At 64.7% G+C, this 26,631-nt stretch carries 26 protein-coding genes and 2 pseudogenes; 21 read left to right on the plus strand and 7 right to left on the minus strand.

Features of this window, described 5'->3' with window-relative positions; all coding sequences use genetic code 11:
• Positions 1 to 73: 73 nt before the first annotated feature.
• Entirely contained in the window at positions 74 to 871 is a 798-nt protein-coding gene (locus tag D1F64_RS09905; RefSeq protein WP_117412307.1) for a class III extradiol ring-cleavage dioxygenase, read from the plus strand.
• Positions 872 to 1,228: 357 nt separating this feature from the next.
• A complete protein-coding gene (locus tag D1F64_RS09910; RefSeq protein WP_162901457.1) occupies positions 1,229 to 1,756 on the plus strand; it encodes a response regulator in 528 nt (175 codons plus the stop codon).
• Positions 1,757 to 1,792: 36 nt separating this feature from the next.
• Here the strand turns inward: D1F64_RS09910 and D1F64_RS23285 are convergent, their stop codons facing one another.
• Complete coding sequence (locus D1F64_RS23285) at positions 1,793 to 2,179, minus strand: hypothetical protein (protein ID WP_162901458.1); 387 nt, start codon at positions 2,177 to 2,179, stop codon at positions 1,793 to 1,795.
• A gap of 173 nt (positions 2,180 to 2,352) precedes the next feature.
• On the opposite strand from D1F64_RS23285, the gene D1F64_RS09915 reads away from it, so the two are divergent.
• Positions 2,353 to 4,029: an NAD+ synthase gene (locus tag D1F64_RS09915; protein ID WP_117412309.1), complete on the plus strand. Its 1,677-nt coding sequence runs from the start codon at positions 2,353 to 2,355 to the stop codon at positions 4,027 to 4,029.
• Positions 4,030 to 4,058: 29 nt separating this feature from the next.
• Positions 4,059 to 5,426 carry a glutamate--tRNA ligase gene (gltX, locus tag D1F64_RS09920; protein WP_117412310.1) on the plus strand — a complete coding sequence of 456 codons (1,368 nt, stop codon included), beginning with the start codon at positions 4,059 to 4,061 and terminating at the stop codon, positions 5,424 to 5,426.
• Here gltX and D1F64_RS09925 read toward each other — a convergent pair.
• The 3 genes from D1F64_RS09925 to D1F64_RS09935 form a co-directional block, all read right to left on the minus strand.
• Positions 5,389 to 6,666 (minus strand): DUF2865 domain-containing protein, encoded by a 1,278-nt coding sequence (locus tag D1F64_RS09925; RefSeq protein ID WP_117412311.1) that lies wholly within the window; start codon positions 6,664 to 6,666, stop codon positions 5,389 to 5,391. The genes gltX and D1F64_RS09925 overlap by 38 nt on opposite strands.
• 184 nt (positions 6,667 to 6,850) lie before the next feature.
• Positions 6,851 to 7,507, minus strand: a complete 657-nt coding sequence (gene maiA / locus D1F64_RS09930; RefSeq protein ID WP_117412312.1) for a maleylacetoacetate isomerase — start codon at positions 7,505 to 7,507, stop codon at positions 6,851 to 6,853.
• The gene (locus D1F64_RS09935) at positions 7,507 to 8,058 is read right to left on the minus strand and encodes a MarR family transcriptional regulator (RefSeq protein ID WP_117412313.1); all 552 of its coding nucleotides are present in this window, start codon (positions 8,056 to 8,058) and stop codon (positions 7,507 to 7,509) included. The genes maiA and D1F64_RS09935 overlap by 1 nt, the downstream gene beginning before the upstream one ends.
• Positions 8,059 to 8,248: 190 nt before the next feature.
• On the opposite strand from D1F64_RS09935, the gene D1F64_RS09940 reads away from it, so the two are divergent.
• From D1F64_RS09940 to D1F64_RS09955, 4 genes are all read left to right on the plus strand, one after another.
• On the plus strand, positions 8,249 to 9,268 hold the full coding sequence (locus D1F64_RS09940) for a fumarylacetoacetate hydrolase family protein (protein WP_117412314.1): 1,020 nt from the start codon (positions 8,249 to 8,251) through the stop codon (positions 9,266 to 9,268).
• Between the two features lie 72 nt (positions 9,269 to 9,340).
• Positions 9,341 to 10,291 (plus strand): MBL fold metallo-hydrolase, encoded by a 951-nt coding sequence (locus D1F64_RS09945; RefSeq protein ID WP_117412315.1) that lies wholly within the window; start codon positions 9,341 to 9,343, stop codon positions 10,289 to 10,291.
• 221 nt (positions 10,292 to 10,512) lie between these two features.
• Positions 10,513 to 12,147 carry an FAD-dependent oxidoreductase gene (locus D1F64_RS09950; protein ID WP_117412316.1) on the plus strand — a complete coding sequence of 545 codons (1,635 nt, stop codon included), beginning with the start codon at positions 10,513 to 10,515 and terminating at the stop codon, positions 12,145 to 12,147.
• 31 nt (positions 12,148 to 12,178) lie between these two features.
• Positions 12,179 to 12,373 (plus strand): DUF2783 domain-containing protein, encoded by a 195-nt coding sequence (locus D1F64_RS09955; RefSeq protein ID WP_117412317.1) that lies wholly within the window; start codon positions 12,179 to 12,181, stop codon positions 12,371 to 12,373.
• A gap of 32 nt (positions 12,374 to 12,405) precedes the next feature.
• Here the strand turns inward: D1F64_RS09955 and D1F64_RS09960 are convergent, their stop codons facing one another.
• Positions 12,406 to 12,861 (minus strand): GFA family protein, encoded by a 456-nt coding sequence (locus D1F64_RS09960; RefSeq protein ID WP_117412318.1) that lies wholly within the window; start codon positions 12,859 to 12,861, stop codon positions 12,406 to 12,408.
• Positions 12,862 to 12,936: 75 nt separating this feature from the next.
• Here D1F64_RS09960 and D1F64_RS09965 point away from each other — a divergent pair, with 75 nt between their 5' ends.
• Together D1F64_RS09965 and D1F64_RS09970 are read left to right on the plus strand one after the other, a co-directional pair.
• On the plus strand, positions 12,937 to 13,500 hold the full coding sequence (locus D1F64_RS09965; protein ID WP_162901459.1) for a hypothetical protein: 564 nt from the start codon (positions 12,937 to 12,939) through the stop codon (positions 13,498 to 13,500).
• 204 nt (positions 13,501 to 13,704) lie between these two features.
• A complete protein-coding gene (locus D1F64_RS09970) occupies positions 13,705 to 14,184 on the plus strand; it encodes a CreA family protein (RefSeq protein WP_248304764.1) in 480 nt (159 codons plus the stop codon).
• A 151-nt stretch (positions 14,185 to 14,335) separates the two neighbouring features.
• Here D1F64_RS09970 and D1F64_RS09975 read toward each other — a convergent pair whose 3' ends face one another.
• Complete coding sequence (locus D1F64_RS09975; protein WP_205470723.1) at positions 14,336 to 14,713, minus strand: metalloregulator ArsR/SmtB family transcription factor; 378 nt, start codon at positions 14,711 to 14,713, stop codon at positions 14,336 to 14,338.
• Between the two features lie 540 nt (positions 14,714 to 15,253).
• Here D1F64_RS09975 and cysS point away from each other — a divergent pair.
• From cysS to D1F64_RS24515, 6 genes and pseudogenes are all read left to right on the plus strand, one after another.
• Positions 15,254 to 16,678 carry a cysteine--tRNA ligase gene (gene cysS, locus D1F64_RS09980; RefSeq protein WP_117412321.1) on the plus strand — a complete coding sequence of 475 codons (1,425 nt, stop codon included), beginning with the start codon at positions 15,254 to 15,256 and terminating at the stop codon, positions 16,676 to 16,678.
• 212 nt (positions 16,679 to 16,890) lie between these two features.
• On the plus strand, positions 16,891 to 17,265 hold the full coding sequence (locus D1F64_RS09985; RefSeq protein ID WP_248304706.1) for an endonuclease domain-containing protein: 375 nt from the start codon (positions 16,891 to 16,893) through the stop codon (positions 17,263 to 17,265).
• Between the two features lie 7 nt (positions 17,266 to 17,272).
• A pseudogene (locus D1F64_RS09990) lies at positions 17,273 to 17,763 on the plus strand (GFA family protein).
• Positions 17,764 to 17,829: 66 nt separating this feature from the next.
• A pseudogene (gene cimA / locus D1F64_RS09995) lies at positions 17,830 to 19,442 on the plus strand (citramalate synthase).
• A 24-nt stretch (positions 19,443 to 19,466) separates the two neighbouring features.
• The gene (gene rarD / locus D1F64_RS10000; RefSeq protein WP_205470724.1) at positions 19,467 to 20,117 is read left to right on the plus strand and encodes an EamA family transporter RarD; all 651 of its coding nucleotides are present in this window, start codon (positions 19,467 to 19,469) and stop codon (positions 20,115 to 20,117) included.
• Between the two features lie 11 nt (positions 20,118 to 20,128).
• The gene (locus D1F64_RS24515) at positions 20,129 to 20,374 is read left to right on the plus strand and encodes a hypothetical protein (protein ID WP_205470725.1); all 246 of its coding nucleotides are present in this window, start codon (positions 20,129 to 20,131) and stop codon (positions 20,372 to 20,374) included.
• A 51-nt stretch (positions 20,375 to 20,425) separates the two neighbouring features.
• Here D1F64_RS24515 and D1F64_RS10005 read toward each other — a convergent pair whose 3' ends face one another.
• A complete protein-coding gene (locus tag D1F64_RS10005; protein ID WP_117412323.1) occupies positions 20,426 to 21,037 on the minus strand; it encodes a TIGR00730 family Rossman fold protein in 612 nt (203 codons plus the stop codon).
• A gap of 482 nt (positions 21,038 to 21,519) precedes the next feature.
• On the opposite strand from D1F64_RS10005, the gene D1F64_RS10010 reads away from it, so the two are divergent.
• The 5 genes from D1F64_RS10010 to D1F64_RS10030 all read left to right on the plus strand — a co-directional run bounded on the left by D1F64_RS10010 (position 21,520) and on the right by D1F64_RS10030 (position 26,622).
• Positions 21,520 to 22,374, plus strand: a complete 855-nt coding sequence (locus tag D1F64_RS10010) for a hypothetical protein (RefSeq protein WP_162901460.1) — start codon at positions 21,520 to 21,522, stop codon at positions 22,372 to 22,374.
• Complete coding sequence (locus tag D1F64_RS10015) at positions 22,371 to 23,258, plus strand: LysM peptidoglycan-binding domain-containing protein (protein ID WP_117412325.1); 888 nt, start codon at positions 22,371 to 22,373, stop codon at positions 23,256 to 23,258. Before D1F64_RS10010 ends, D1F64_RS10015 begins: the two co-directional genes overlap by 4 nt.
• A 182-nt stretch (positions 23,259 to 23,440) precedes the next feature.
• Positions 23,441 to 23,893, plus strand: a complete 453-nt coding sequence (locus D1F64_RS10020; protein ID WP_117412326.1) for a metalloregulator ArsR/SmtB family transcription factor — start codon at positions 23,441 to 23,443, stop codon at positions 23,891 to 23,893.
• Positions 23,890 to 25,794: an ABC transporter ATP-binding protein/permease gene (locus D1F64_RS10025; protein WP_117412327.1), complete on the plus strand. Its 1,905-nt coding sequence runs from the start codon at positions 23,890 to 23,892 to the stop codon at positions 25,792 to 25,794. The genes D1F64_RS10020 and D1F64_RS10025 overlap by 4 nt, the downstream gene beginning before the upstream one ends.
• Before the next feature lie 102 nt (positions 25,795 to 25,896).
• Positions 25,897 to 26,622 (plus strand): phosphatidylserine decarboxylase, encoded by a 726-nt coding sequence (locus D1F64_RS10030; RefSeq protein ID WP_256372895.1) that lies wholly within the window; start codon positions 25,897 to 25,899, stop codon positions 26,620 to 26,622.
• The last annotated feature ends 9 nt before the right edge of the window (positions 26,623 to 26,631 follow it).

Consider the following 26,631-nt stretch of genomic DNA (forward strand, 5'->3'; position numbering starts at 1 on the left):
CATGCCGATTGACCGGCGGGCGTGCGATATGGGATTCCCGTTGCAGGAAACTCAATCATCTGGAGCGTTCGCCATGTCGCGCTTGCCGCCGCTTTTCATTTCGCACGGATCGCCGATGCTGCTGCTGCAGAACACCGCCGCGCGGGCGTTTCTGGGCAGCTATGGCGCTCAGCTCGGAAAACCGGACGCCATCGTTATCGCCTCGGCGCATTTCGAGACCGAGCGGCCGTCCGTCGTCACCGACCCCGCGCCGGGCATGATCTACGACATGCACGGCTTTCCAAAGGAACTCTATCAGGTGCAATATCGGGCCCCTGGCGCGCCCGCTGTCGCCCAGCGTGTCGCGCGGTTGCTCGGTGACGCGGGGCTGGCGCCGGATCTGGTTGCCGAGCGCGGCTACGACCACGGCACCTGGGTGCCCTTGTCGCTGCTCTATCCGGATGCAGATATTCCCGTGGTGCAGATCGCCGTGCAGCCGGACATGGGCCCCGCGCATCATCTGCGTATGGGCGAAGCGCTTTCGTCGCTGGCCGACGAGAACATCCTGGTGATCGGGTCCGGATCGCTGACCCACAATCTGCACGAGTTGCGGGCGCCAGATGGCGGGCGCAGGGCGCTGGCCGACGCCGAACCGGCCTGGGTGAAGGAATTTGCCGACTGGGTAGGCGACAGGATCGCCGCGGGCGATGCTGAGGCGCTCGCCGACTATCGCGCCCGCGCGCCCCACGCCGTGCGCAATCATCCCACGGACGAGCACTATCTGCCCGTTCTCGTGGCGATTGGCGCAGCCAAGGGGAACCGCGCCGGGGCGTGCATTCACTCAAGCCATGAGTATGGCGTGTTGCGCATGGACGCCTTCGCATTCCAATAGAATCAGTCCGGGAGAAGTGGGAGCCGATTGCCCGTCCGGATTTGTTTTGAAACGATCCGGTGGATTTCCGCGAAACGGACCTCCTCCAGGTCACGGGTGACTCAAGTCGCCGTTCCTGCCGCCGTCCCCGGGTGTCGTAATATACTTATTTAGAATGCATATTTGAAAATGCGAGTGCGCTGTATACTGGGATGACGCCGTATTCGGTGACAAATCCGGAGGATTGGTGTCCGGGGCGCCCAAATATATATAAACGTTCATTTGATTTATTCTGATGAACATCGCTTATCGTTTAACAAATCAGAAATATTACCATGGGATATGTACGTTATCCGTCGGGTGCGTGGGAGGCTGCTTGTGAGCGTGCGCATTTCCTTGAATAAGATTTCGGTCCTGGTGATTGACGACAATCTGTTCATGCGATCGCTGCTGCGCGCCGTGTTGCAGGGGCTGGGCTGCGGCGTGGTGCATCTGGCGGAAGACGGGCGCATCGGCATGGAGCGCTTGCTCAAGTACCGGCCGGATATCGTTATTTGCGATTGGGTCATGGCGCCGGTCAACGGCGCGGACTTCATCAAGCGCCTGCGCAAAGACAAGGATCAGGCGGTCGCGACCACGCCGGTGATCATGCTGACGTCGTTCAACAAGCGCGCCTATGTGGTGCAGGCGGCGCGCCTGGGGGCCAATGAGTTCCTGGCCAAGCCGGTGTCGCCCACCCAGCTCTACCAGCGTATCGAGCGGATCGTCACCGAGACCCGGCCCTTCGTTCGCGTCCCCGGTTACTTTGGTCCGATGCCGCGCGGCGCGGAACCCGATTCCAAGACGCTGGCGAAAATCGCCGCGGTCATGGCGACGCCCTTGCCGCGCACCAGCACCTTGTTCTGATATCCGGACGGCGCCGCGTTTGCCTGTTGCGCGCTTTCAATGCACTCCCGCACAGCCCCTCGCGTTGACTCCATGCGCCTTGCCGATCTGCGCGGTCAGCGTGGCGCCGTGTGAACGCCGGCCGAGCCGGATGGCGGAGGCCAGGCAGCCGGGATTGGAGACAGTATGTCGGCTTTCCCTCGAGCGCTGGATGCTCTCGAGCGTTTCCTTGTTAAATGGAATCAATTCTGTTGGTCCAAGCCGGTTCGATCCGCGAGGAAACGGGCGAACGGCGTAGCCCATGCTACGGCAGAGGCCGTTGACGCGGCGGACGGCCGGTTTGGACCAACCCTTTGGGCGGGATGAATTTTCCCGAATATCGGCGAGGCCCGTCTCGGCCATATCCGCGATATGCCCTTCGCCAATCCTCTTGATCCTCGACAAAATTCATCTCCGCAGAATGGTTCCATTTATCAAGGAAACGCTCTAGTGGTAGCCGTTCGGGGAACGCAGCCTTCCGCGTCGCCGTTCACGCTGATATCCAATTGAACCTTCGGATTGAATTGCCCCGATGGCGGCAACACGCCGTTGGGATTGATTCCGCCGGACGCCAGACCATGACCCATTCGATTGCCGACCGATTCCGCCTCGCCATCGCCCAGCTCAATCCGACCTTGGGCGACATCGCGGGCAATGCGGAAAAGGTGCGCAAGGGCCGGGCGCAGGCCGCGCGCGCCAACGCCGACCTGATCGTTTACCCCGAGCTGTTCATAGCGGGCTATCCGCCCGAGGATCTTGTGCTGAAGCCCGCGTTTGTCGAGGCCTGCCGCGAGGCTGTCGAGGCGCTTGCGGCGGAGACGGCGGACGGCGGTCCGGCCATGCTGCTCGGCGCGCCCTGGCGGATCGACGGAAAGCTCTACAACGCCGTGTGCCTTCTCGATGAGGGCAAGGTCCTTGCGGTGCGCACCAAGGTGGAACTGCCGAACTACGGTGTGTTCGATGAAAAGCGCGTGTTCGAGCCTGGCCCGATTCCCGGTCCGGTGTCGTTTCGTGGCGTGCGGCTGGGCGTGCCGATCTGCGAGGACATGTGGGTCGAGGAGATCGCCGAATGCCTCGAGGAGACCGGAGCCGAGATTCTCGTGGTGCCCAACGGGTCGCCGTTCTGGGGCAACAAGGCCGAGGAGCGGCTGCAGGTGATGGTCGCCCGCGTCGTCGAAACCGGTCTGCCGATGGTCTATGTCAACCAGGTGGGCGGACAGGATGAGCTTGTCTTCGATGGCGGTTCCTTTGTGCTGCAGGCCGACCGCACCCTGGCGGTGCAACTGCCGCAGTTCGTCGAGGCGATCGAGGTGATCGGCTTCGAGCGCAATGCGGACAACGTCTGGCGCTGCGTCGACGACACCCGCGCGGCGCTTGCCGATCAGGCGGAAGCCAATTGGCGGGCCTGCGTCATGGGCTTGCGCGACTATGTGATCAAGAACGGATTTCCCGGCGTGGTTCTGGGCATGTCGGGCGGCATCGATTCCGCCGTCTGCGCCGCCATGGCGGTGGACGCGCTGGGTGCTGACAAGGTGCATTGCGTGATGCTGCCCTACCGCTACACCGGCAGCGAGAGCCTGGAGGACGCGGCCGAGTGCGCCCGCCTGCTCGGCGTGCGCTACGATATCGTGCCCATCGAGGCCACGGTCGAAGGCGCGTTTGAGACATTGAAACCGGTATTCCACGGCCAGGCGCCGAACGTCACTGAGGAGAACATCCAGGCCCGCGCCCGCGGTATGCTGCTCATGGCGATCTCCAACAAGTTCGGACCGATGCTGGTGACAACCGGCAACAAGTCGGAAATGTCGGTTGGCTACGCCACTCTGTACGGCGACATGAACGGCGGTTTCAATCCGATCAAGGATCTGTACAAGACGGAAGTCTACCGGCTTGCGGAATGGCGCAATGCGCACTGGCCGGTGGACGCGCACGGTCCGAAGGGGGAAGTGATCCCGTCGCGGATCATCACCAAGGCGCCGACGGCCGAGTTGCGCGAGGATCAGAAGGACCAGGATTCCCTGCCGCCCTATGAGGTGCTCGACGACATGCTCGAATGTCTGGTGGAGCGGGAAATGAGCGTCGACGAGATCGCCGCGCGCGGCCACGACCGCCAGGAGATCCACCGGATCGAGAACCTGCTTTATGTGGCGGAATACAAGCGCCGTCAGGCGGCCCCGGGCGTCAAGGTGACCGCGCGCAATTTCGGCCGTGACCGCCGCTATCCGATCACCAACCGCTTTCGCGACACGACCTGACCCCAGGCCAGCAAAGACGTGACAAGACCATGACACCGACCGTTCGCTTCGCGCCTTCGCCCACGGGCAATATCCACATCGGCAATGTCCGCACGGCGCTGTTCAACTGGCTCTATGCGCAAAAGGCCGGCGGCCGGTTCATCCTGCGCTTCGACGACACCGATGTGGAGCGGTCGAAAGCGGAATATGCCGACGGGATCGCGCGCGATCTGGCGTGGCTGGGTGTGACACCGGATCGCGTCGAGCGCCAGTCCGCCCGCGTGGCCCGCTATGAGGAAGCCGCGGCAACGCTCAGGGCCGCCGGGCTGCTGTACCCGTGCTTTGAGACGCCGGATGAGCTCGATCGCCGCCGCAAGCGCCGCCGCGCGCGCGGCATGCCGCCGGTTTACGACCGCTCGGCGCTGCTGCTGTCGGACGAGGAGAAGGCCGCGTTCGAGGAAGAAGGCCGCAAGCCGCACTGGCGCTTCCTGCTGCCCAATTTCGAAAGCGACCCGCAGGTGCCGGTCAAGACGGAAGTCGCCTGGGACGATCTGTGCCGCGGGCTGCAGAGCGTCGATCTGGCGTCGCTCTCCGATCCGGTGCTGATCCGCGGCGACGGCACTTATCTCTACACGTTGCCGTCCATCGTCGACGATATCGACATGGCCGTCAGCCACGTTATCCGCGGCGAGGATCATGTCGCCAACACCGGCGTGCAGATCGCGATTTTCAAGGCGCTGGACGCGATTCCGCCGGCGTTCGCGCATCACAACCTGCTGACGACGTCGAGCGGCGAGGGGCTCTCCAAGCGGTCCGGCGCGCTGTCGGTGGCCAGCCTGCGCGAGGCGGGATATGAGCCGATGACCGTTGCGAGCCTTGCCGTTCTGATCGGAACGTCGCACGCGGTCGAGCCGGTCGCCACCATGGCGGAACTGGCCGAGCGCTTTGATCTCGGGTCGGTGTCGCGTTCGCCGGCGGCGTTCGATCCGGCTGATCTCGATGGCCTCAACGCCAAGCTGCTGCATCACATGGACTATGCGCAGGTCGCGCAGGCGCTGAGCGATGCGGGCGTGGAGGACGATCGTGCGCGGGCGTTCTGGGAGGCGGTGTGCGGCAACATCGCCAAACTCGGCGAGGTGCCGGACTGGTGGCGCGTGGTCGACGGGCCTGTTGAGCCGGTGATCGCGGCGGAGGACGCGGAGATGGTTGCTCAGGCGCGCGACCTGTTGCCCGACGAGCCTTGGGACGAGACGACCTGGAAGAGCTGGACCACGGCGGTCAAGGACGCCACGGGGCGCAAGGGGCGGGGGCTGTTCATGCCCCTGCGCAAGGCGCTGACCGGCCTCGATCACGGGCCGGAACTTGCCCGCCTGCTGCCGCTTATTGGGCGACGAAATAGCTTGGCCCGACTATCCTGACATCATCCGCGCCTTTGGGGGCCTTCTCGTCCGAGGCCCCGCTGTTGGCGGCCGAGGCGGTCTTGGTGATTTCCTTCGTCACCGCCGCGTTCATCGTCCTGAGCAGCGCTTGAGGCGAAAATCCGCCGCGCTGGTTGGCGAGCGTATCCGGGTCCGCGTCGAAGGGCAATTTGCGCAGGGGTTGCGGTATCTCCAGCGGCGCCAGGCGCGCGGTGCCGGTCGTCGGCGCCGTGACCTCCCGCAGTGTCCGCCAATCATCGTCGCCGCTCATGGTAACAGCGATCAGACGGCTGCTGCCCGCCGAAACCTGTCCCTGCGCATGGCAACTGCAGTCGGGATCGAATTCATCCCGGTAGCGGAAGGCGCTCTCGAGTTCCACATAGGGCTGACCGTCGAGTGCGACCATCTGTTTGCTGTCCTGTCCGGGATTGTGATGGATGAACAGCCGCGCATCGGTGCCGGGGCACATGCTGTTGCACATGGCGCTGTCGCGCGAAAAGCTGGCTTCGGTGGTCGAGAAGCTGATCGGAAAATAGTAGCCGTCACAGGTTCTCACGCAGAGCGTGCGATAGGTGCCGGCAAAGCTGCCGCCCCAGTCGTTTTCATAGCGGTAGTCGCGGTCGCGGCGCGGGGATCCGCCGAACAGCAGGCCGAACAGGCCTTCCGAGCGGCGATCGGGCCGCGCATCGACAATACCGTTGCCGTCGGGCGCGACGCGCCTGAAAAGCCGTCCGCCGTTGCTCGGCACATAGCGGACGCGGCCGTTGCTGCTCTCCGCGTCGTTCCACTCCCGCGAACGGGCCTGATATTGCGGCGCGCCGCAGCGGTTCTGGCGCAGCTGGCTGCGAATGACGGCAATGCGCCGTTCCGTGCCGGAACCCGAATTCGCCTTGCGTGCCACCCGGTCGCGGTCGCGCTCCATCTTGGCGAGCTTGGCGCGCATGTCGCGAAGCTGCCTGTCGCGGGCCTTGCACTGGACAGGATCGGCGTTGCGGAACAGGAAGGCGCCGCCGTCGCAGCCCGCGCGCCGCCGGTGTTGCTCGGAGCGTTGAACAGCCGTGGTTTGCGCGGCGATGGCCTGATCCCACTTGTCGAGCTGTGAGGAGGGTCCGCCGGCAAGGCTGGACAGCCGCGCAAGCTCGTTTTCAAGTCCGGCGCAGACATCGCCCTGCGCATGGGCGCGCGGGATGCCCATCGTGAGGGCGCACAGCGTCATGGCAATCAGCGGCCGGATCATCATCAAACTCTCGTCACGCAACGCAAAAAAACGAACCAGGGCTCATGAGGCGCACCTGCTACCGCGAATCCCCATTGCCGCAGATCAATGTGTCAAAGCCACGGCGCGGGCTGCAATACCATGGCTGGCATCGCCATGGTAGCACGACGGGCGGAAACCATGCACCGGTGCGAGCACGGCGCGCCTGTCACACGGCGTCCGGCTGGCGTGACGGATGGGCCTTGGCGAAGGCGGGAATATCGGCGCAGGCGGCGTCCGCGGCGACAATGCGCGGATAGGCGTCGAGCGGCACGTTGAACCGCCGCGCGTTGAACACCTGCGGCACCAGATAGACGTCGGCGAGCGTCGGCAAGTCGCCGAAGGCAAAGGGTCCGGATGTCTCAGCCCGGCGCAGCAGCGTTTCGATGGCGGAAAAACCTTTGTAAACCCAATGCGCGTACCAGGCATTCACCGCGTCCTGGGTGCAGCCCAACGGGCCTTTCAGGTAGCCCATGACACCCAAATTGTTCAGCGGATGAATGTCACAGGCGATGATCGCCGCGACGGCGCGAATGCGCGCGCGCGCCATTGTACCGGCGGGCAGCAGCGGCGGGGTCGGGTGCGTCTCCTCGAGCCACTCGAGGATTGCGGGCGACTGGATCAGCACGTCACCGTCGGCGGTTTCCAGGCTCGGCACCCGCGCCTGCGGATTGATGGCCCGGTAGGCGTCGCTGAGATGCTCGCCGCCGTCGCGGATGAGGTTGACCGCATGTTGCGTATAGTCGATCCCCTTGAGGTTGAGGGCGATGCGCACCCTGTAGGCGGCGGAAGAGCGAAAATAGTCGTGGAGCACGGGTCGAGGCATCAGCTCTTGCCCTCCGGTTCAGATCCGCCGGGGCGCAGGGGGCGGCCGTTGGCGATGTCGTCTGCGAGCACCAGCGCGTGATCGTTCAGCCGGGTCAGAATGGCTTCCAGATGCGCGCGTTCCGCGGCAGTCAACGCGCCGAGCAGCGCATCGGCGAATTCGGCCGCCGCCGGCGTGATCTGGCCGTAGATGGCGCGGCCGGTCTCGCTCAGCGTCACGAAAGCTTCGCGCATGTCGTCACTGTTGGCCGCCCGCTCCACCAGTCCCTTGTGTTCAAGCGTCGCAACCGCCCGGCTGACCTTGGTCTTGTGCATGCGCGAGCAGGCGCCGATCTGCTTGGCCGTCACGGTGCCGTATTGACCCAGGATGGCGATGACCCGCCACTCGGGAATGGCGATGCCGTAGCGGGCGTTGTAGAGTTGCGACAACGATTGGCTCACGGTGTCGGCCAGGATGCTGAGCCGATAGGGCAGGAACTCCTGCAGGTTCAACCGGCCATCGACGGTGGATGCGCGCCCGAGGGGCGATCCGGATTTGGCGTTTTCGCTCATGAGACTCGCGTTCGGCTCGGGTTGATGGGCGCCACCGGGATCATCTGACGGGACTTGTACGACGATGGTTGCACATGTAACCAATTTGCCCTAGAGCATTGTGCGTATCAAGTGTGTGCGGACGCCCGGACCATGTTTTGGAGAATCCGGATTTCAGCGACGGCGGCCTCGACAGGGACATGACGCGGATATGAAACTCGCCAGCCTCAATGACCAAACGCGCGACGGCCTGTTTGTCGTCGTCTCCCGGGATCTGAAGCGCTACACGCCGGCGGGCACCGTGGCGGGCAGCGTGCAGGCGGCGCTGGACGACTGGGCGCGCGCCGAGCCGGAACTGCGCGATCTCTCGACCCGGCTCGACATCGGCCAGATCAAGGGCGAGCCCTTCGACGAGGCGCTGTGCCTGTCGCCGCTGCCGCGCGCCTACCAGTGGGCGGACGGCTCCGCCTACGTCAATCACGTGGAGCTGGTGCGCCAGGCCCGCGGCGCCGAGATGCCGGAGACCTTCTGGACGGACCCGCTGATGTATCAGGGCGGCTCCGACAGTTTCCTGCCGCCGCACGCGCCGATTGCGCTCGCCGACGACGCCTGGGGCATCGATTTCGAGGCGGAAATCGCCATCGTGACCGACGATGTGCCCATGGGCGTCAGCCGGGAGGCCGCGGCCGGCCATATCAAGCTGCTGATGCTGGTCAACGACGTGTCGCTGCGCAACCTCATTCCCGGCGAACTGGCCAAGGGCTTCGGCTTCTTTCAGGCCAAGCCGTCGTCCGCGTTTTCACCGGTGGCGATCACGCCCGACGAACTGGGTGACGACTGGACCGGCGGCACGATCGCGCGCGCGCTGATGGTCGAATACAACGGCGAGGCCTTCGGCAAGGCGCGCTGCGACACCGACATGACCTTCGACATGCCGAGGCTGATCGCACACGCGGCCAAGACCCGGCCGCTGGGCGCGGGCTGCGTCATCGGCTCGGGCACCGTCTCCAACAAGCTCGACGGCGGGCCCGGCAAGACGATTGCCGAGGGCGGCGTCGGCTACTCCTGCATCGCCGAGAGGCGCACGGTGGAGACCATCGTCGAGGGCGCGCCGAAGACCCCCTTCATGACGTTCGGCGACCGCGTCCGCATCGAGATGAAGGACGATGATGGCGGGTCGATCTTCGGCGCGATCAGCCAGACCGTCACGCAATACGATCCGGCCGAGTAACTTCACGACGCTTTTTCAAGATACCTGTCGCGCGGGCGCGCCCGCTGCGAGGAAACGACAACGGAGACGACAATGGCCAAGGAATTCGCGTCCGCAGGCGACATGGAAGAGAAGGAAATCTCCTTCGGTGAAATCGCCCCGGGCTGCTACGCCTTCACCGCGCAGGGCGATCCGAACACCGGCATCATCGTCGGCGACGACAGCGTCATGGTGATCGACGCCCAGGCGACCCCGGTGATGGCGCAGAAGGTCATCGACCGCATCCGCACCGTCACCGACAAGCCGATCAAGCATGTGGTGCTGAGCCACTATCACGCGGTGCGCGTGCTCGGTGCTTCGGCCTATGGCGCAAGCGAGATCATCGCCTCCGATCTGACCCGCCGGATGATCGTCGAGCGCGGCCAGCAGGATTGGGACAGCGAATTCGGCCGGTTCCCGCGCCTGTTCCAGGCTGCCGACAGCATTCCCGGCCTGACCTGGCCAACGCAGACGTTCTCCTCCTCGATGACCCTCTGGCTGGGCAAGCGCGAGGTGAAGATCATGCACCTGGGCCGCGCGCACACCATGGGCGACATCGTCGTCTGGGTGCCGGACGCGGGCGTCATGTTCTCCGGCGACATCGTCGAATACCACTCGGCGTGCTATTGCGGCGACGGGCATTTCGGCGACTGGCCGAAGACACTCGACCGCATCGCCGCCTTCGAGCCCAAGGCGCTGGTGCCGGGCCGCGGCGACGCGCTCGGCTCGCCCGAGATGGTCAATGAGGGCATTGCCCTGACCCGCGAGTTCCTCACCACGCTATACGGTTCGGTGTCCAAGTCCGCCGAGCAGGGCCGCACCCTGAAGGAAGCGTTTGATACCGTGCGCGAGCTGATGGCGCCGAAATTCGGCTCCTTCGCCATCCACGAGCATTGCCTGCCGTTCAACGTCGCCCGCGCCTACGACGAGGCCAAGGGGATGGATCATCCGCAGATCTGGACCGCCGAGCGCGACCGCGAGATGTGGAACGCGCTGCAGGGCTGAGGGGCGTGAGGATCTCCGGGCAAGGGGCCCATCCTTCGCGACGACCGCGAAGGCGGCCTCCTCAGGATGAGGTTTTCGTGTTGATGGGCTGTGTAATGAAACACCTCGCACCTTGCAGGTCCTCATCCTGAGGAGCGCCATCTGGCGCGTCTCGAAGGATGGGCGGCATGCGCCGGCCGCAGATCGCGAGAGCCTGAAACATGCGTTTGGGAGGACGCTGAATGACTGTCGACACCGCCGGCATCGGGGCCGGTGAGCGCAAGACGCTGTATCAATTCGGCTATCGCCGATCCGCTGATCAGGACGCGGGCGCGCCCGCACGCCATCCGGTGGTGATCGTCGGCGCGGGGCCCGTGGGCATGAGTCTCGCCATCGATCTGGCGCAGCGCGGTCAGAAGGTGGTCATCGTGGATGACGCCGACCGCATCGGCGAGGGTTCGCGCGCCATCTGCTTCGCCAAGCGGACGCTGGAGATCTGGGATCGGCTCGGTGTCGGCAAGCCGATGGTCGAGACCGGCGTCACCTGGCGCGTGGGCAAGAATTTTCTGCGCGACAAGCTGGTCTATCAGTTCGACCTGCTGCCCGAGGACGGCCACAAGATGCCGGCCTTCATCAACCTGCAGCAATATTACGCGGAGCTGTTTCTCGTCGAACGCATCGCCGAGATACCGGACATCGACCTGCGCTGGCGCAACAAGGTGACAATGGTAGAGCAGCGCGGCGACCATGTGCGCGTGACGCTGGAGACGCCGGACGGTCCTTTTGAGCTCGATGCCGATTGGCTGATTGCCTGCGACGGCGCCAAGTCGCCCCTGCGCGGCATGCTGGGCATCGCCTTCGACGGACAGGTGTTCGAGGACCGGTTTCTCATCGCCGATGTGAAGATGACGGCCGACTTTCCTTCCGAGCGCTGGTTCTGGTTCGATCCGCCGTTCCACGCCGGTCAGTCGGCGCTGCTGCACAAACAGCCCGACGACATCTGGCGCATCGATCTGCAGCTTGGCTGGGAGGCCGATCAGGTCGAGGAGCAGAAACCGGAAAACGTCGTGCCGCGCATCGAGCGCATGCTCGGGCACAGCAATTTTGAGCTGGAGTGGGTGTCGCTTTACACCTTCCAGTGCCGGCGGATCGCTGGGTTTGTGCACGACCGGGTGATCTTCGCGGGCGATTCCGCGCATCAGGTCTCGCCGTTTGGCGCGCGCGGCGCCAATTCCGGCGTGCAGGACGCCGAGAATCTGGCGTGGAAGCTGGATCTGGTGATCCGCGGGCAGGCCGCAAAGGCGCTGCTGGAAAGCTACGATCTGGAACGCTCGGCGGCGGCGGACGAGAACATCGCGCATTCCACCCGGTCGACCGATTTCATCGCGCCCAAGACGCCGATGGAACGCCGCCTGCGCAACGCGGTGCTGGACCTGGCGGCCAAGACACCATTCGCCCGCGACATGGTCAACTCCGGCCGACTGTCCACACCCACGGTCTACCGTGACACGCCCCTGAGCACACCGGACGCCAAGCCGTTCGCCGGCAGCGCGCGGCTTGGCGCTCCGGTGCCCGACTGTCCGATGACGACAGCCTCCGGTGACGCCGTGTGGCTGCTGCGGGCGCTCGGCCCCGGCTTCACCGTTCTGCACGTGGCGGGAGGCGAGGCGCCCGAACCCGTTCCCGGAGCGGCGTTGATCGTTGTCGGTCGAGACCTCATGGATGACGTTGCGGGGCATTTCGCCAAGCGCTATGACGCGACGCCGGGCGCGACCTATCTGATCCGCCCCGACCAGCACCTTGCCGCCCGGTTCCGGAGTTACGACCCGGACATGCTGGGCGCGGCCATGGCGCGGGCATGCGCCGCGGGCGCATGACCAGGCGCGACACACACGCAGGAGCCATTCGATGGCGGACTTGATCACGACCTCCCAGCTGGCCGAGCCAGATGCGCTCTACAACGCGCTGGTCGACGCCCATCGCGGTCTCGACGATGAGCAGAGCGCCGAACTCAACGCCAAGCTGGTGCTGTTGCTGGCCAACCACATTGGCGAGCCGAACGTCCTGGCGCAGGCCATCGCACTCGCAAAGCGTGCGGACTGACACAGGCCCGGACCGCCTCGCCCGCGGTTGGCCTATTCGGCCGCCGCGAATTCCGCAAAAAGCTTCTGCATCTCCTCCATGGGCGGAAACCCCTCGAAGTGATGCCGCGCCGGCGTTTGCGCCCAGGCGTGCTTCTCGCGGGTCATGGTCTCGATGAAGGGCGAGAACCATGCATGATCGTCAAACAGGCTCGGGCGGACATTGACGAAAGCATCCAGGCCTTCGATCCGTGTGAACATCCAACTCATGCAGTCGGGACAGAAATGATGGTGCAACTGGGGACCCTTCAGCCCGCCGATCACCGTGTCGCCTTTTGTCACGGAAAATGCATCGCCGGGAATCATGGCGGTCAGGGAGAAGGCGCTGCCGCTCATTTTCTGACAGCCGGTGCAATGACATGCCGCGGTCATCAGCGGCGGCGCGCTGATCTCGACAGTCACGCCACCGCATCGGCATGCGCCCGCTAGCGGCAGTTTCGACGGTTTCATGTCCCGGTCTCCTGTGAACGCTCCGTATGTCCTAGAGTATCGGTCAGAATCGTCAAGAACATGGAAGGCGCACACATGTCAGAGGGGCTCATGAAACGGCTGGCGGTTGGTGGCGGCGTGGTCGCCGTCGCGTTGCTGGGCGCCTTCTTCCTCGTGCGGCGGCGCTTCGCCGAGCTGAGCGGCGGTCTTCCAAGTTTCGATGCGCGCCCGGGCGGCTATTCGCTGGGCGAGGCGCAGTCGCTGTTGTCCGCGCTCGGATCCGACGGCATTGCCTATTACGCCCACGTGCAGCTGCCGCTCGATCTGATCTTTCCGCTGGCCTATGCGCTGGCCCTGGGATTCGGCACGATCCTGCTGATGCGCGGCGCGGCGCGCAGCGAGAACCGCGTGGCGGTGACGCTGCGCTCGGTCATCTACGCGGCGCCGTTTCTCGCCGCCATTTTCGACTACTGGGAGAACTGGCTGGTCTGGCGCATGCTGGACGCCGGCGCGCGGGACGTCACCAAGGTGCTGGTGGACGAGGCAAGCCGCACGACGACCTACAAATGGGTGTTCCTCACCATCGCGCTCGCCGGCTTTTTCCTCGCCGGACTTCGCGTTCTGCTCAGCTCCCGGCGCGGCGCGAAGAGACGCTCCTGACCTGAGTGCCGGACAGGGGCGGCGCCTTGTTATGGAACCTAACACGCACGGAAGCTTGGCTGGGGTGCGACGCGCCGGCCCTTGGTCGACGGCCCTCTGGCGAAGGCGGCTCCGCCCCCTACATCAGCAGCATCGAACAAGGGATTCAAACATATGCAACATTCACCCGCGCGGCTGTTCATTGCGGCGCTTGCGCTGACCCTGATGACCGCCTGGTCCGGTCAGGCGGCGCTGGCCGCCGAACAGCCGGAGCTCATCTTCAAGCGCTCGACCGTGTGGAAGTTCCTCACGCCGGACCACAAGCTGGCCACCTACGCCATCGACGATCCGCTGGTCGAGGGCGTGTCGTGCCATTTCACCGTTCCTGAAAAGGGCGGCATCTCGGGCTGGCTCGGCGTCGCGGAAGAGGTGTCCGACATTTCACTGGCCTGCCGCCAGGTCGGTCCTGTTTCGTTCAAGGAGAAGTTCGAGCAGGGCGACAACATGTTCAGCCAGCGCCGCTCGCTGATTTTCAAGAAGATGCAGATCGTGCGCGGCTGTGACGCCAAGCGCAACACGCTGGTCTATGTGGTTTATTCGGACAAGCTGATCGAGGGCTCGCCGAAGAATTCCACCTCGACGGTGCCGATCATGCCCTGGGGCACCATCGAGCCGCCGCGCTGCGCCGACTGGATCGACGAATAGGGCCAAGCGGCAATGGCGCCGTCCGCCACGGGTTCCATGGGAGGCGCGCGCCCTTGAATCGGTTTCTCAACACGTTGAATCGATCTGCCAGGCAGGGGACTCATGCCGTTGATTGCGGGAGGCTTTTCTACGTAGTTTCCGCAAGGTCACTTCAGCCATCAGATGGACGGTGGGCAGAAGTGCCGCATGAGCACGTCCATGATGTCGCGGGTGAGGGCGCTGTCGCGGCGATAATAGATTGTTGTCCCCTTGCGCCGTGTCCGCACGATCCCCGGGCGCGCAGCAGCGACAGTTGTTGCGAGACCGTTGGCATGCGCATGCCGGTCCGCTCCGCGAGTTCGCCAACGGAGACTTCGTCATCGGCGACGTGGCACAGCAGGTGCAACCGGACGGGGGAGGCGAGGAGTTTGATGAACGCGGCCGCCGCCTCGGACTGACGCGCCAGATCGCGTTTTGCGGAGAATGACGGCGCGGACGTGGCAAGGCTTTCGCAGGTCTCGGCGTTCGTGACGACGGGTGTCCTTGCCATGACAACTCACATTGCGTCCACCGTGCCGCCGGCAGGTGTCGCGGCGAGCGACGCCGCGCGACATCCCGCGTTCCGCGGGGATCATTCCTCTGACAGTTCAAAGACATGTCGATTGGATCGGTCCGGCACCCGCTCCACGGAAGTCTCGACCGCCGATCGCTGACCATTCTGCGCCTTGGGGTGAGAAAATCAATATCGTCACAAGGAGGCGGCCGCTTGCAGGGTGCCTGAAGGACCGGAATTTCACGGCGTCGCAGTCGCCGCGCCCGGGACGCCGCAAACGATGGTTTCTGCGCATTTTGCGGACGGCGTTCTTGACGACTCCCGCGATATTGGCCTAAACCGGCGGTCATGATCACGGTCACGCGCGCTTTTGTCATTCTGGGCGAGATTATTTGCTGTTAGGGCGCTTGTCCTGCGGGCCTTCCGGCCTGCGCGACGGGGATCTGCTCTAGCAACATCGCCGACCGTGGCCGTTTCCTCCTGCCTGACATCGCAAGACGAACGCCCCGGCCGGCGCCGAGGAACGGGGCTTTCTTAATGGAATTGCGGATTTTCAACACGCTGAAGCGCGAGAAGGAAGTTTTCTCGCCGATCGATCCCGGCAACGTGCGCATGTATGTCTGCGGCCCGACGGTCTATGACTACGCGCACATCGGCAACGCGCGCCCGGTCGTCGTCTTCGACGTGCTGTACCGCTTGCTGCGTCATCTCTACGGGCCGGATCACGTCACCTACGTGCGCAACATCACCGACGTCGACGACAAGATCAACGCGCGCGCGGCCGCCGAGGGTGTTTCGATCCGCGAACTGACCGAGAAGACCGCGGCCCAGTATCATGCCGACATGCATGCGCTCGGCGCCCTCGATCCCGACATCGAGCCGCGCGCCACGGAGCACATCGGCGAGATGAAGGCGATGATCGAGACGCTGGTCGCCAAGGGCCATGCCTATGTCGCCGAGGGCCATGTGCTGTTCGATGTGCCCTCGATGAAGGCGTATGGCGGACTGTCCCGACGCACGCTGGAGGACATGGAGGCCGGCGCGCGCGTCGAGGTCGCGCCCTACAAGAAGGATGCGATGGACTTCGTGCTGTGGAAGCCCTCCAAGTCCGGCGAGCCGTCCTGGCCCAGCCCCTGCGGCATCGCGGCCGAAGGCCGTCCGGGCTGGCACATCGAGTGCTCGGCCATGGCGAAAAAACATCTCGGCGAGACGTTTGACATCCATGGCGGCGGCATCGATCTGACCTTCCCGCACCATGAGAACGAGATCGCCCAGTCGCGCTGCGCGCATGACACGGCGATCATGGCCAAATACTGGATGCACAACGGCTTCCTCCAGGTGGAAGGCGAGAAGATGTCGAAATCGCTCGGCAACTTCATCACCGTGCATGAGCTGCTGGAGACGGACAAGGTCGGCGGGCGCCGCTGGCCGGGTCTGGCTGTGCGTCTCGTCATGCTGACCACGCATTACCGCCAGCCGATCGATTTCACCGAACACGCGCTCGTCGAGGCGGAGAAGCTGATCGGACGCTGGGCCGAGCTGATCGCCCGGCACCAGATTGTCGCCACGCTCGACGCAGCGCCGCCCTTGGAGTTGGCCGAGGCGTTGTGCGATGATCTCAACACGCCGCGCGCGCTCGCAGCGCTTCACGCCTATGCGCGCGAGGCCCGCTCCGGCGACGCCGCCGCGGCTCAGAAACTGGTCGATGCCGCCACATTCCTCGGTCTCGATCCCGCCCAGTGGCACAGCAAACAACAAGAAGTGGACATGGCTGCCATGGCAGACCCCGAATTGGCCGCGAAGGTCGAAGAACTCATTGCGGCGCGCATCGCGGCGCGTGGCGCCAAGAACTGGTCGGAAGCCGACCGCATCCGCGATGAACTCGTCGCCATGGGCATCGTCCTGATGGACGCCAAGAACCCTTCGACCGGCGAGTTGGAGACGAGCTGGGAGCTGAAGTAACCCCCTCTGTCGGCTGCGCCGACATCTCCCCGCAAGGGGGAGAGGGGCGCAGCGGATGGATTTTGCGATCTCGGCCGGACGGTCCGCCGGCGAGAGATTGCTGAATTGAAAAGGGCCGAGCCGCTTCTCCTCTCCCCCTTGCGGGGGAGATGTCCCCGGAAGGGGACAGAGGGGGGGAAGGCGGCGAAACGTGACTGACCGGGGAGGGATCGGTGGCCGGTGCCGGAACGCCGCCGTCACTGCGCGCGAACGCCAGGCGATTGCGCCAGGATATGACGGATGCGGAGCGAAAGCTTTGGAACGTTCTGCGGGCGCACCGGCTCGGCGGTATCGGGTTTCGGCGGCAGATGCCGGTTGGTCGCTACATTGTTGATTTCGCGGCGCCGACGCATCGACTGGTGATCGAACTGGATGGATCCCAGCACGCGGAAGAGGCCAATGCGGCGCGCGACGGCGTGCGCGATGCCTGGTTTGAAGCCGCGGGCTGGCGGGTGATCAGGTTCTGGAATGGCGAGGTCATGAACAACCTCGATGGTGTATGCGAAACGATCTGGATTGAGGCGAAGCGTGGAGGCGGCGATGGCTGAGACTGACATGACGGAACGCCACACGGGCGGGTGCCAATGCGGCGCGGTGCGCTTTGCGGTGAGCGGTGAACTCGGCCATGCCAGCATCTGTCACTGCCGCATGTGCCAGAAAGCCTTCGGCGCCTTCTATGCGCCGCTGGTGGCGGTCGGCGATGCGACGCTCGAATGGACGCGCGGCGCGCCGGCGACCTTCCAGAGCTCCAATCTGGTGAAGCGCGGCTTTTGCAGCCAATGCGGCACCCCGCTGACCTACGACGCGCCCGTGGGGGCGTGGCGCTGGCGATCGGCGCCTTCGATCATCCCGAACGGATCAGGCCGAGCATCCAGTACGGCATGGAAGGGCGCATGCCCTGGCTGTCCGAGCTCGACGGCTTGCCGTCGCACCGCACGGAGGATGAACCGGACGAGGCCACCCAGGAGTTCCTGAGCAGGCTGAAATCGTTTCAGCATCCCGATTTTGATACCGCCGAATGGCCGCCGAGAGACGGACTTGACTGACGCCGCGAAGGCGGTGCCGGTCTGAGAGGAAACAGATGCCGTCTCGGGCGGCGAAGGAATGCGCTGATGACCAAGGAACGGCTCTACCTGTTTGATACCACTCTGAGAGACGGCGCGCAGACCAACGGCGTGGACTTTTCGCTGGCTGACAAGATCGCCATCGCGGAGATGCTGGACAGCTTGGGCGTCGATTTCGTCGAGGGCGGCTATCCGGGCGCCAATCCGCTCGATACGGAATTTTTCGCCGAAAAGCGCACCCGGAAGGCCGCGTTCACGGCCTTTGGCATGACCAAACGGGCGGGGCGCTCGGTTGAAAACGATCCCGGCGTGCAGGACCTCTTGAACTGCGCCTCCGATGCGATCTGCTTTGTCGCCAAGAGCTGGGACTATCACGTCAAGGTGGCGCTCGGGACGACCAATGAGGAGAACCTCGATGGCATTCGCCAGTCCATCGAGGCGACGGTGGCCGCTGGCAAGACGGCGCTGCTCGACTGCGAGCATTTCTTCGACGGATACAAGGCCAATCCGGAGTACGCGCTGGCGTGCGCGAAAGCGGCATATGGCGCCGGTGCGCGCTGGGTGGTGCTGTGCGACACCAACGGCGGCACGCTGCCCGATGAGATCACCGAGATCGTCACCGAGGTCTGCAGGCATGTGCCGGGCGATCGTCTGGGCATTCACACCCACAATGACACGGAGCAGGCGGTCGCGAACGCGCTGGCCGCGGTCCGGGCCGGCGTGCGCCAGATCCAGGGCACGTTGAATGGCATTGGCGAGCGTTGCGGCAACGCCAATCTGATTTCCCTGATCCCGACCTTGATGCTCAAGCCCGAATACGCCGATCGCTTCGAGACCGGCGTATCGCAGGCGTCGCTTGAGGGCATCACCACGCTGTCGCACGCCTTCGACGAGCTGTTGAACCGGGCGCCGGACCGCCATGCGCCCTATGTCGGCGCGTCGGCGTTTGCCACAAAGGCCGGCATCCACGCCTCCGCCATTCTCAAGGATCCGCGCACCTACGAGCACGTGACGCCGGAAGGCGTCGGCAACAGCCGCCGGGTGCTGGTCTCCGACCAGGCCGGCATGTCCAATGTGCTGCATGAACTGGCGCGGCTGGGCATCGCGGTGGACAAGAAGGACCCGCGTCTTGGCGGTCTGCTGCGCGAACTCAAGGAGCGTGAGGCGCAAGGCTACGCCTATGAGGGAGCGGATGCATCGTTCTCGCTGCTGGCGCTGCGCCACCTGGGCGACGTGCCGAAATTCTTCGACGTGAAGAGCTTCCGCGTCATGGTCGAACGGCGCTTCAACGCGATCGGCGATCTCGTCACCATGTCGGAGGCGGTCGTCAAGGTGGACGTCGACGGCGAGGAGCGCATGTCGGTGGGCGAGGGCATCGGCCCGTCAACGCGCTCGACATCGCGTTGCGCAAGGATCTTGGGAAATACCAAGCGGATATCGAGGATCTGGTGCTTGTCGACTACAAGGTGCGTATCCTCAACGGCGGCACCGAAGCGGTGACGCGAGTTCTGGTTGAAAGCATGAACTCGAAAACCGGCGCGCGCTGGTTTACCGTCGGCGTCTCGCCCAATATTGTCGATGCGTCGTTCCAGGCGCTGATCGATTCCATTACCTTCCGCCTGCTGGGCGGCCGTCAGGATGCTTCGGCCGCGGCCGAATAACCGGCGAACCACGGATCACGTTCAATGACCGGCACTACCAGTGCGCAGGACGCGCGCGAGGCGCGCGCTGGCCTGGCCTTCGCGCTTTCGGCCTATGTCTTGTGGGGCTTTCTGCCCATCTACTACAAGGTGCTCACCGGGGTCTCGGCGGACCAGATCGTCGCGCAGCGGATCATCTGGTCGGTGATCTCGGTCGGCGTCTTTCTCTGGCTGGCGGGCCGGTGGAGCGAGATCGCAGCAATCCTGCGCGTGCCGGGTCACCTGATGCGGCTTGCGCTGTCGGCCGCGGTGATCTCGGTCAACTGGCTGGTGTTCATCTGGGCGATCGGCGAGGGACGGGTGCTGGAGGTCAGCTTCGGCTATTTCATCAATCCGCTCGTCAATGTCGCGATCGGCATGGCGCTTCTCAGTGAGCGGCTGACGCGCTGGCAGGCTGCCGCGGTCGCCGTCGCGGTGATCGGCATCGCCGTGCAGGCCTTCGAGCTTGGCGGCATTCCCTGGGTCTCGCTGACCCTGGCCTTCAGCTTCGGCACCTATGCCTATGTCCGCAAGACGGTGCCGGTCGGGGCCTCGCCGGGACTGATGATCGAGGTGCTGCTGCTGAGCCCTTCGCATTGGCGTATCTGGTCTACCTTTCGCTGGGGACAACCGTCGTCTTCACACATCCGCCGCTGATATGGGCGCTGGTGGCGGGCACGGGTGCCGTCACCGCGGTGCCCCTGATCCTGTTCGCGGCGGGCGCGCGACGGTTGCCGATGAAGACGCTCGGCGTGCTGCAGTATCTCGCGCCTTCGATCCAGTTCCTGCTGGCCGTGCTTGTCTACGGCGAGGCGCTGGATGTGCTGCGGCTGACCAGTTTCGTGCTGATCTGGGTGTCGCTGGCGATCTATTCGTTCGGCAGCTATCGCAACCGTCCCGCGCCGGTGGTGTAACGGGAGGCGCCGGGTCGCCGGACGGGTCGCATCGGCGGGGCGGGTGCGGAACTACAGCCGGTCGAAAGGGGCCGCGCCCGCGCCAATGTCGAGCATCGGCCGGCGTTCTTCGCGAACCGCGTCGCGAAGGGCAGGCAGGATCTCGCTCACGTGATCGGCGACCAGATAGCCGACTTCCATGCCCGAGCGGATGAAGCCGTCGGCGCGCATGTGATCGAGCAGCGTGTACAGCGGTTTCCAGAAATCGCTGATATTGGCCAGAAGCACCGGCTTGCGATGCTGGCCGAGTTGCGCCCAGGTCATCATTTCCACGACTTCTTCCAGCGTGCCGACGCCGCCGGGCAGGGCGATGAAGGCCTCCGACCGCTCGAACATGATGCGTTTGCGCTCGTGCATGTCCTCGGTCACGATCAACTCGTCGACGCTGGAGAGCATGACCTCGCGCTCTTGCAGGAAACGCGGAATGATCCCGGTGACCGCGCCGCCGTGCTCCATGACCGAGGAGGCGACGAGTCCCATTAGCCCGACGCTGCCGCCGCCATACACAAGGCGGATGCCGGCTTCCGCCATCGCCCGCCCAAGATCGCGCGCGGCCCGCGCATAGGCGGGGTCTTTACCCTTGCCGGAGCCGCAATAGACGCAAATGCTTCGAATCTCTGCCATGATTGATAAGTGCATTCGACGGTTCCGGCGGTCAAGCGGGATTGGACGAATGTGGTTTGCGCGCAATGACCGCGCCCTGGTCAAGCGCGACCCCAGCGCGAACGATGTATCGCGGCGGAGGAACCGGCCCCATTTTGAGCCGAAATGCACTGTAGGGTTTTGTGCAGGAGCGAGAGAATCGCTTGGCTCTCGGCCCTCGGATGGCAAGAGAGCGCGCCTTTCGGCGCATTTGTCCGTATTGGCGGGCCCAAAATGCCCGTCTGGTCAGGCATGTACGGGCGTTTGCTTGCCGTGGGCGGCAAAGCGGTATAACCAGTTTGGGAATTGTTAGTGTTTCTGCGGTCTCGCGCGTTGAAATCACGTGCGCGACCGATCGGCAACTGTCCTGCCGGGCGCCCGCCCAATCATCCGAACAGGGTCCCCGGCAGCCGGAAGAGGTTCGCGGCTTGATGTTGAAATTTGTGATCGCTGGGATTTTCGCCGTGGCCGCCGCCGGTCTCGGTATTGGCGGCTATCAGGCGGGCTATTTCGACAGTTTCAAGCCGATGGCGGAAAACTCCGGCAAGGGCGCTGACACTACCGCCGAGAAAACCGTCGCGGCTGCCGACCTTGATGCAGGGGCCGAACCCGGCAAGACCCAATCCGTGCTTCCGACCTTTGATATCGTGCGCATTGAACCGACCGGCGACGCCGTGGTGGCGGGCCTGTCGGAGCCCAAGGCCGTGGTGGCGCTCGTCGCCAATGGCGCGGTTGTCGGCAAGACGACGGCCAACACCTCCGGTGAGTGGGCAATCGTACTGTCCAAGCCGCTGGAGCCAGGCGACTATGACGTCGCCATTCAGGCTGCTTCGGAAGACGGCAAGATGGTGGAATCCACACAGCGTGTGACCGTCTCGATTCCCAAGAGCAAAACCGACGACGTCCTGGTGGTGATGAACGCCGAGGGCGAGGCCAGCACCATCTTGCAGAAGCCGGTCGCCGCCCAGGGTGAACTGGTGGTTGCCCAATCCGATGACACGGCGGCGTCTGACAAGACGCGCGCGACCGCCGCCTTGCAGGAAAAGCCGGCGGAGGCTGTGGCGCCTGCTGCAGACACCGCCGCAACGAAAACGCCCGCCTCCGGTACGCCTGCTGCTGAGTCAGGTCCTGACGCACCGGCATCTGAGGCGCCGGCCGCCGGCGCGCCCGCGACCGGGATGGCGGGATCTGAGACGGCGGCGCCCGAAACGGTGACAACCGGATCCGAGCCTTCCGCAGAGCCGGCGCCTGCCGCCGCGCAGCCGGCTGCCGAGACAGCGGTGGAGATGCCGTCGGTCGCCGAGGCCCCGAAGAGGTGAAGACCGTTGCCGACACGCCGCAAGCCGGCGCGCAAGCGCAGCAGGACGCCGCGCCCGCCGCTGTCGAGCGGGCGGTAGAGCAGCCTCAGGCGGAAGCCAAAGTCGTCGAGGCTGCTCCGGTTGAGGAGCAGGCCACGGAGCCCGCGCCAAGCGATGCCGAACAGACGGTCCCCGCATCGGGCACGGTCGTCGCCGCGGACGCCGCGCCGGCCGACGGCAATGATGTCGCCATGACCGAAGCACCGGAAGCACCGGCGGAAACCGCCGTCGCCGCTGAACCGGAAGCGCCCGCGTCCGACAGCGTTCAGGTTGCGGCGGAGCCAGAAGCCCCCGCTCAGGCGGCCGCACCCGAGCCCACCGTCAGCGTCGAGGCCGTGGAGAGCGAGAAGGGGCAGCTGTTCGTTGCCGGAACGAGCAACCCGGGTTCGTCGGTGCGCGTCTACGTCGGCAAGGACTACGTCGGCGACACCAAGGCCAATCCGGAAGGCCGGTGGCTCGTTGAGGCGGACAAGCCGCTCGAGGTGGGCCAGCACGACGTTCGCGCCGATCAGGTGGAAGAAGCCAAGGGCGATGTGGTCGCCCGCGCCGAGGTGACCTTTGAGCGCGAGGAGGACGACGTCATCCTGGTGCCGGTGGCCGCGGCCGAAGAGACCGCCAGCGAGAACGTGGCCGCGCCGCGGAAGACGCCGAATGTCATCATTCGCCGCGGCGACAATCTGTGGCGGATTTCCCAGCGCCTCTATGGCAAGGGCGTTCGCTACACCACGATCTATCAGGCCAACAAGGACCAGATCCGCGATCCCGACCTGATCTATCCCGGTCAGATCTTCATCACGCCGAAGGCCGATGAGTCGTGGGGCGAGACGGATGCGCCGGTGAACTGATCCTGCCCACGCGGCACCGCCGAATACCCATAGGGGCGCGGACCAGAAGGCCGCGCCCCTTGTTTTTGTCATTTTGATCGTCTATCGACGATGAACGATGCCGTGCCGGTACCTCCTTGGCCGGCATCATCCATCGCCGCGCACCGTCATTCTTGCGAGGCTCTCACGATCGGTTTTCCACGATGAATATCGCAACGCCACCGGATGCTCCGGCGGCTTCCGGCGTGCCGGACGCTGAAAAGTCCGTTCCCATCATTCTTGCCGGCGCCTCGCAAGCGCCCGGCGCGCTTGACGACGAGCGGCTGGCAGCTGTCTTCAAGGCGCTCGGGCATCCCGCGCGTCTCGCCATCCTGCGGGAGATCCGGCCACGTGAGCGGGCCTGTTGCGGCGAGATCGTCAAGGCGTTGCCGCTGGCGCAGTCGACGGTATCCCAGCATTTGCAAATCCTCCGCGACGCGGGCCTGATCACCGGCGAGATCGAGGGACGCCGTTCGCACTATTGCATTGACGCGGACACCATCGATGCACTGGCGCGCGCCTGTGCATTCCTGTTCGGGGATCTGGCGCGCTCGGCTGACCAGTGCGCCGTGATCGGCGACTCCTGTCACGTCGATGCCGGGGAGACCTGCGCATGAGCGCCGGAAAGAAGTCGACGGTCGACCGAGGCTCGACCTTCGCGACCATTCGCAATCTCTGGCCCTACATCTGGCCGCAGGACCGCAGCGATCTCAAGTTTCGCGTGGTGCTGGCGATCATCGCCATGGTCTTGGGCAAGATCGTCACCGTTCTGGTGCCCTACAGCTACAAATGGGCGACCGATGCCCTGGTCAGTCCCGAAGCCGACAGCGGCCTTGGCCTGCCGGCCTTCCTGGTGACCCCGGTGATGCTGGTGGTCGCCTACGGCGTCGGCCGGCTTCTGATGATGGGCCTCAACCAGCTGCGCGATGCATTGTTCGCCCGCGTGGGTCAGCACGCGGTGCGGCAGCTGGCGTTCCGGACCTTCGTGCACATGCACGAGCTGTCGCTGCGCTTTCACCTGCGCCGCCGCACCGGCGGCCTGTCGCGGGTCATCGAGCGCGGCGTCAAGGGCATCGAGACCATCGTCCGCTTCACGATTCTGAATTCCATTCCGACGGTGATCGAATTCGGTCTCATGGCGATCGTCATCGGATATCAGTTCGACTGGTCCTACGTCGGCGTCATCGCGATCACCGTGTGGCTCTACACATGGTTCACGGTTCGCGCGTCGAACTGGCGCATCAGCATCCGCCGGGACATGAACGATTCCGACACCGACGCCAACTCCAAGGCCATCGACAGCCTGCTGAATTTCGAGACGGTGAAATACTTCAACAACGAGCGCATGGAGGCCGCGCGCTACGATCGCTCGATGGAGAAATACGAGGACGCCGCGATCAAGACCTGGACGTCGCTGGCATGGCTCAACATGGGGCAGACGGTGATTTTCACCGTCGGGCTGGTCGCCTGCATGGCGATGTCGGCGCTCGCCGTGCAGGCAGGCACGCAGACGCTCGGCGACTTCATCATGATCAACGCGCTGCTGATGCAGCTTTCGATCCCGCTGAACTTCATCGGATTTGTCTACCGTGAGCTGCGCCAGGGGCTGGCCGACATGGAGGACATGTTCAATCTGCTGGATGTGGACGCGGAAATCGTCGACGCCCCGGATGCGGCCCCGCTTCACGTGGAAGGCGGATCCCTGCGCTTCGACAACGTGCGCTTCAACTACGATCCGGAGCGGCCGATCCTCAAGGGCGTTTCCTTCGAGGTGCCGGCCGGGCATACGGTCGCCATCGTGGGACCGTCGGGTGCCGGCAAGTCGACCATCTCGCGGCTGCTGTTCCGCTTTTACGACGTCAGTGGCGGTGCGATCACCATCGACGGGCAGGACATCTCCAAGGTCACCCAGGTGTCGCTGCGCTCGAACATCGGCATGGTGCCGCAGGACACGGTGCTGTTCAACGATACGGTGCTCTACAACATCCGCTACGGCCGTCCTTCCGCCACTGCCGAGGAGGTCATGGAAGCGGCCCGGCTCGCGCAGATCGCGGGCTTCATCGAGAAGCTTCCGCAAGGCTACAACGCGGAAGTCGGCGAGCGCGGACTGAAACTCTCCGGCGGCGAGAAGCAGCGCGTGGCCATCGCCCGGACGATCCTGAAGGCACCGCCGATCCTGATTCTCGACGAGGCGACCTCGGCGCTCGACACGCATACCGAACGCGAAATCCAGTCGGCGCTGGATCAGGTATCGAGGAACCGCACGACGCTGGTCATCGCGCACCGGCTGTCGACCGTCGTCGACGCGGAGACCATTCTGGTGCTCGACGATGGCCATGTGGTCGAGCGCGGCAAACACGCCGAGCTGCTGGAATTGGGCGGTCTTTATGCGTCCATGTGGGAACGTCAGCGCGAGGCGGCGGACGCCGAGGAGCGCCTGCGCGCGGTGCACGAGGCGGACGCGGACGGTATCGTCCGGCGTGGCGCCAAGGCGGAAGAGATCGGCGTGACCGAGTAGCGGGGCGTCCCGCATTGCGCCCGAAATGCTATTGGCGATTGATCTTTGCGCCCGCGATGGTGCAAAGATGGCCGCCGGACGTCTGCCGCGCGCCACCGCGCGGTGAATTCAAGAAACGAAGGCACCATGTCGCTGATTGACACCTTTTCACGCACGCTCGTGCCCATCCACCGCGAGGGCTGGCCGTTCATCGCCATCGCCGGCTTTCTCACCATCCTGCTCGGATGGTTCTGGGATCCGCTGTTCTGGATCGGCCTGATCACCACCGGCTGGGTATGCTATTTCTTCCGTGACCCGCCGCGGGTCACCCCCATCGGCGACGGGCTGGTGATCAGTCCGGCCGATGGCACCGTATGCATGGTGGGCTCGGCAAAGCCGCCGCTCGAGCTGGATCTCGGCTCCGAGCCGATGATCCGCATCTGCATCTTCATGAACGTCTTTAACTGCCACGTGAACCGCGCGCCGGTCTCCGGCGTGATCCGCCAGATCGTCTACACGCCCGGCAAATTCCTCAATGCCGAGCTGGACAAGGCGAGCGAGCACAATGAACGCAATGGTCTTGTGCTGGACACGCCGCGCGGCGCGGTCGGTGTCGTGCAGATCGCCGGTCTTGTGGCGCGCCGCATCGTCTGCTTCGTCGGCGAGGGCGAGACCATCAACGCCGGCGACCGCATTGGCCTGATCCGCTTTGGTTCGCGGCTGGACGTCTATCTGCCGTACGGCACGGCGCCCAAGGTGGCGATCGGCCAGACCATGGTGGCGGGCGAAAGCGTTCTGGCCGATCTCAGCGCGCCGGCCGGATCCGCGCCGATGACCCGCGTGGCCTGAGGAGCGTAT

The organism is Breoghania sp. L-A4 (genome assembly GCF_003432385.1).
In the GTDB taxonomy this organism is placed as follows: Bacteria; Pseudomonadota; Alphaproteobacteria; order Rhizobiales; family Stappiaceae; genus Breoghania.

Excerpts from the sequence above, each read along its gene's own strand:
- D1F64_RS09905 (WP_117412307.1), top strand. The coding sequence starts at position 74 with ATGTCGCGCTTGCCGCCGCTTTTCATTTCGCACGGATCGCCGATGCTG.
- D1F64_RS09915 (WP_117412309.1), top strand. The coding sequence starts at position 2,353 with ATGACCCATTCGATTGCCGACCGATTCCGCCTCGCCATCGCCCAGCTC.
- gltX (WP_117412310.1), top strand. The coding sequence starts at position 4,059 with ATGACACCGACCGTTCGCTTCGCGCCTTCGCCCACGGGCAATATCCAC.
- D1F64_RS09925 (WP_117412311.1), bottom strand. The coding sequence starts at position 6,666 with ATGATGATCCGGCCGCTGATTGCCATGACGCTGTGCGCCCTCACGATG.
- maiA (WP_117412312.1), bottom strand. The coding sequence starts at position 7,507 with ATGCCTCGACCCGTGCTCCACGACTATTTTCGCTCTTCCGCCGCCTAC.
- D1F64_RS09935 (WP_117412313.1), bottom strand. The coding sequence starts at position 8,058 with ATGAGCGAAAACGCCAAATCCGGATCGCCCCTCGGGCGCGCATCCACC.
- D1F64_RS09940 (WP_117412314.1), top strand. The coding sequence starts at position 8,249 with ATGAAACTCGCCAGCCTCAATGACCAAACGCGCGACGGCCTGTTTGTC.
- D1F64_RS09945 (WP_117412315.1), top strand. The coding sequence starts at position 9,341 with ATGGCCAAGGAATTCGCGTCCGCAGGCGACATGGAAGAGAAGGAAATC.
- D1F64_RS09950 (WP_117412316.1), top strand. The coding sequence starts at position 10,513 with ATGACTGTCGACACCGCCGGCATCGGGGCCGGTGAGCGCAAGACGCTG.
- D1F64_RS09955 (WP_117412317.1), top strand. The coding sequence starts at position 12,179 with ATGGCGGACTTGATCACGACCTCCCAGCTGGCCGAGCCAGATGCGCTC.
- D1F64_RS09960 (WP_117412318.1), bottom strand. The coding sequence starts at position 12,861 with ATGAAACCGTCGAAACTGCCGCTAGCGGGCGCATGCCGATGCGGTGGC.
- D1F64_RS09965 (WP_162901459.1), top strand. The coding sequence starts at position 12,937 with ATGTCAGAGGGGCTCATGAAACGGCTGGCGGTTGGTGGCGGCGTGGTC.
- D1F64_RS09970 (WP_248304764.1), top strand. The coding sequence starts at position 13,705 with ATGACCGCCTGGTCCGGTCAGGCGGCGCTGGCCGCCGAACAGCCGGAG.
- D1F64_RS09975 (WP_205470723.1), bottom strand. The coding sequence starts at position 14,713 with ATGGCAAGGACACCCGTCGTCACGAACGCCGAGACCTGCGAAAGCCTT.
- cysS (WP_117412321.1), top strand. The coding sequence starts at position 15,254 with ATGGAATTGCGGATTTTCAACACGCTGAAGCGCGAGAAGGAAGTTTTC.
- rarD (WP_205470724.1), top strand. The coding sequence starts at position 19,467 with ATGACCGGCACTACCAGTGCGCAGGACGCGCGCGAGGCGCGCGCTGGC.
- D1F64_RS10005 (WP_117412323.1), bottom strand. The coding sequence starts at position 21,037 with ATGGCAGAGATTCGAAGCATTTGCGTCTATTGCGGCTCCGGCAAGGGT.
- D1F64_RS10020 (WP_117412326.1), top strand. The coding sequence starts at position 23,441 with ATGAATATCGCAACGCCACCGGATGCTCCGGCGGCTTCCGGCGTGCCG.
- D1F64_RS10025 (WP_117412327.1), top strand. The coding sequence starts at position 23,890 with ATGAGCGCCGGAAAGAAGTCGACGGTCGACCGAGGCTCGACCTTCGCG.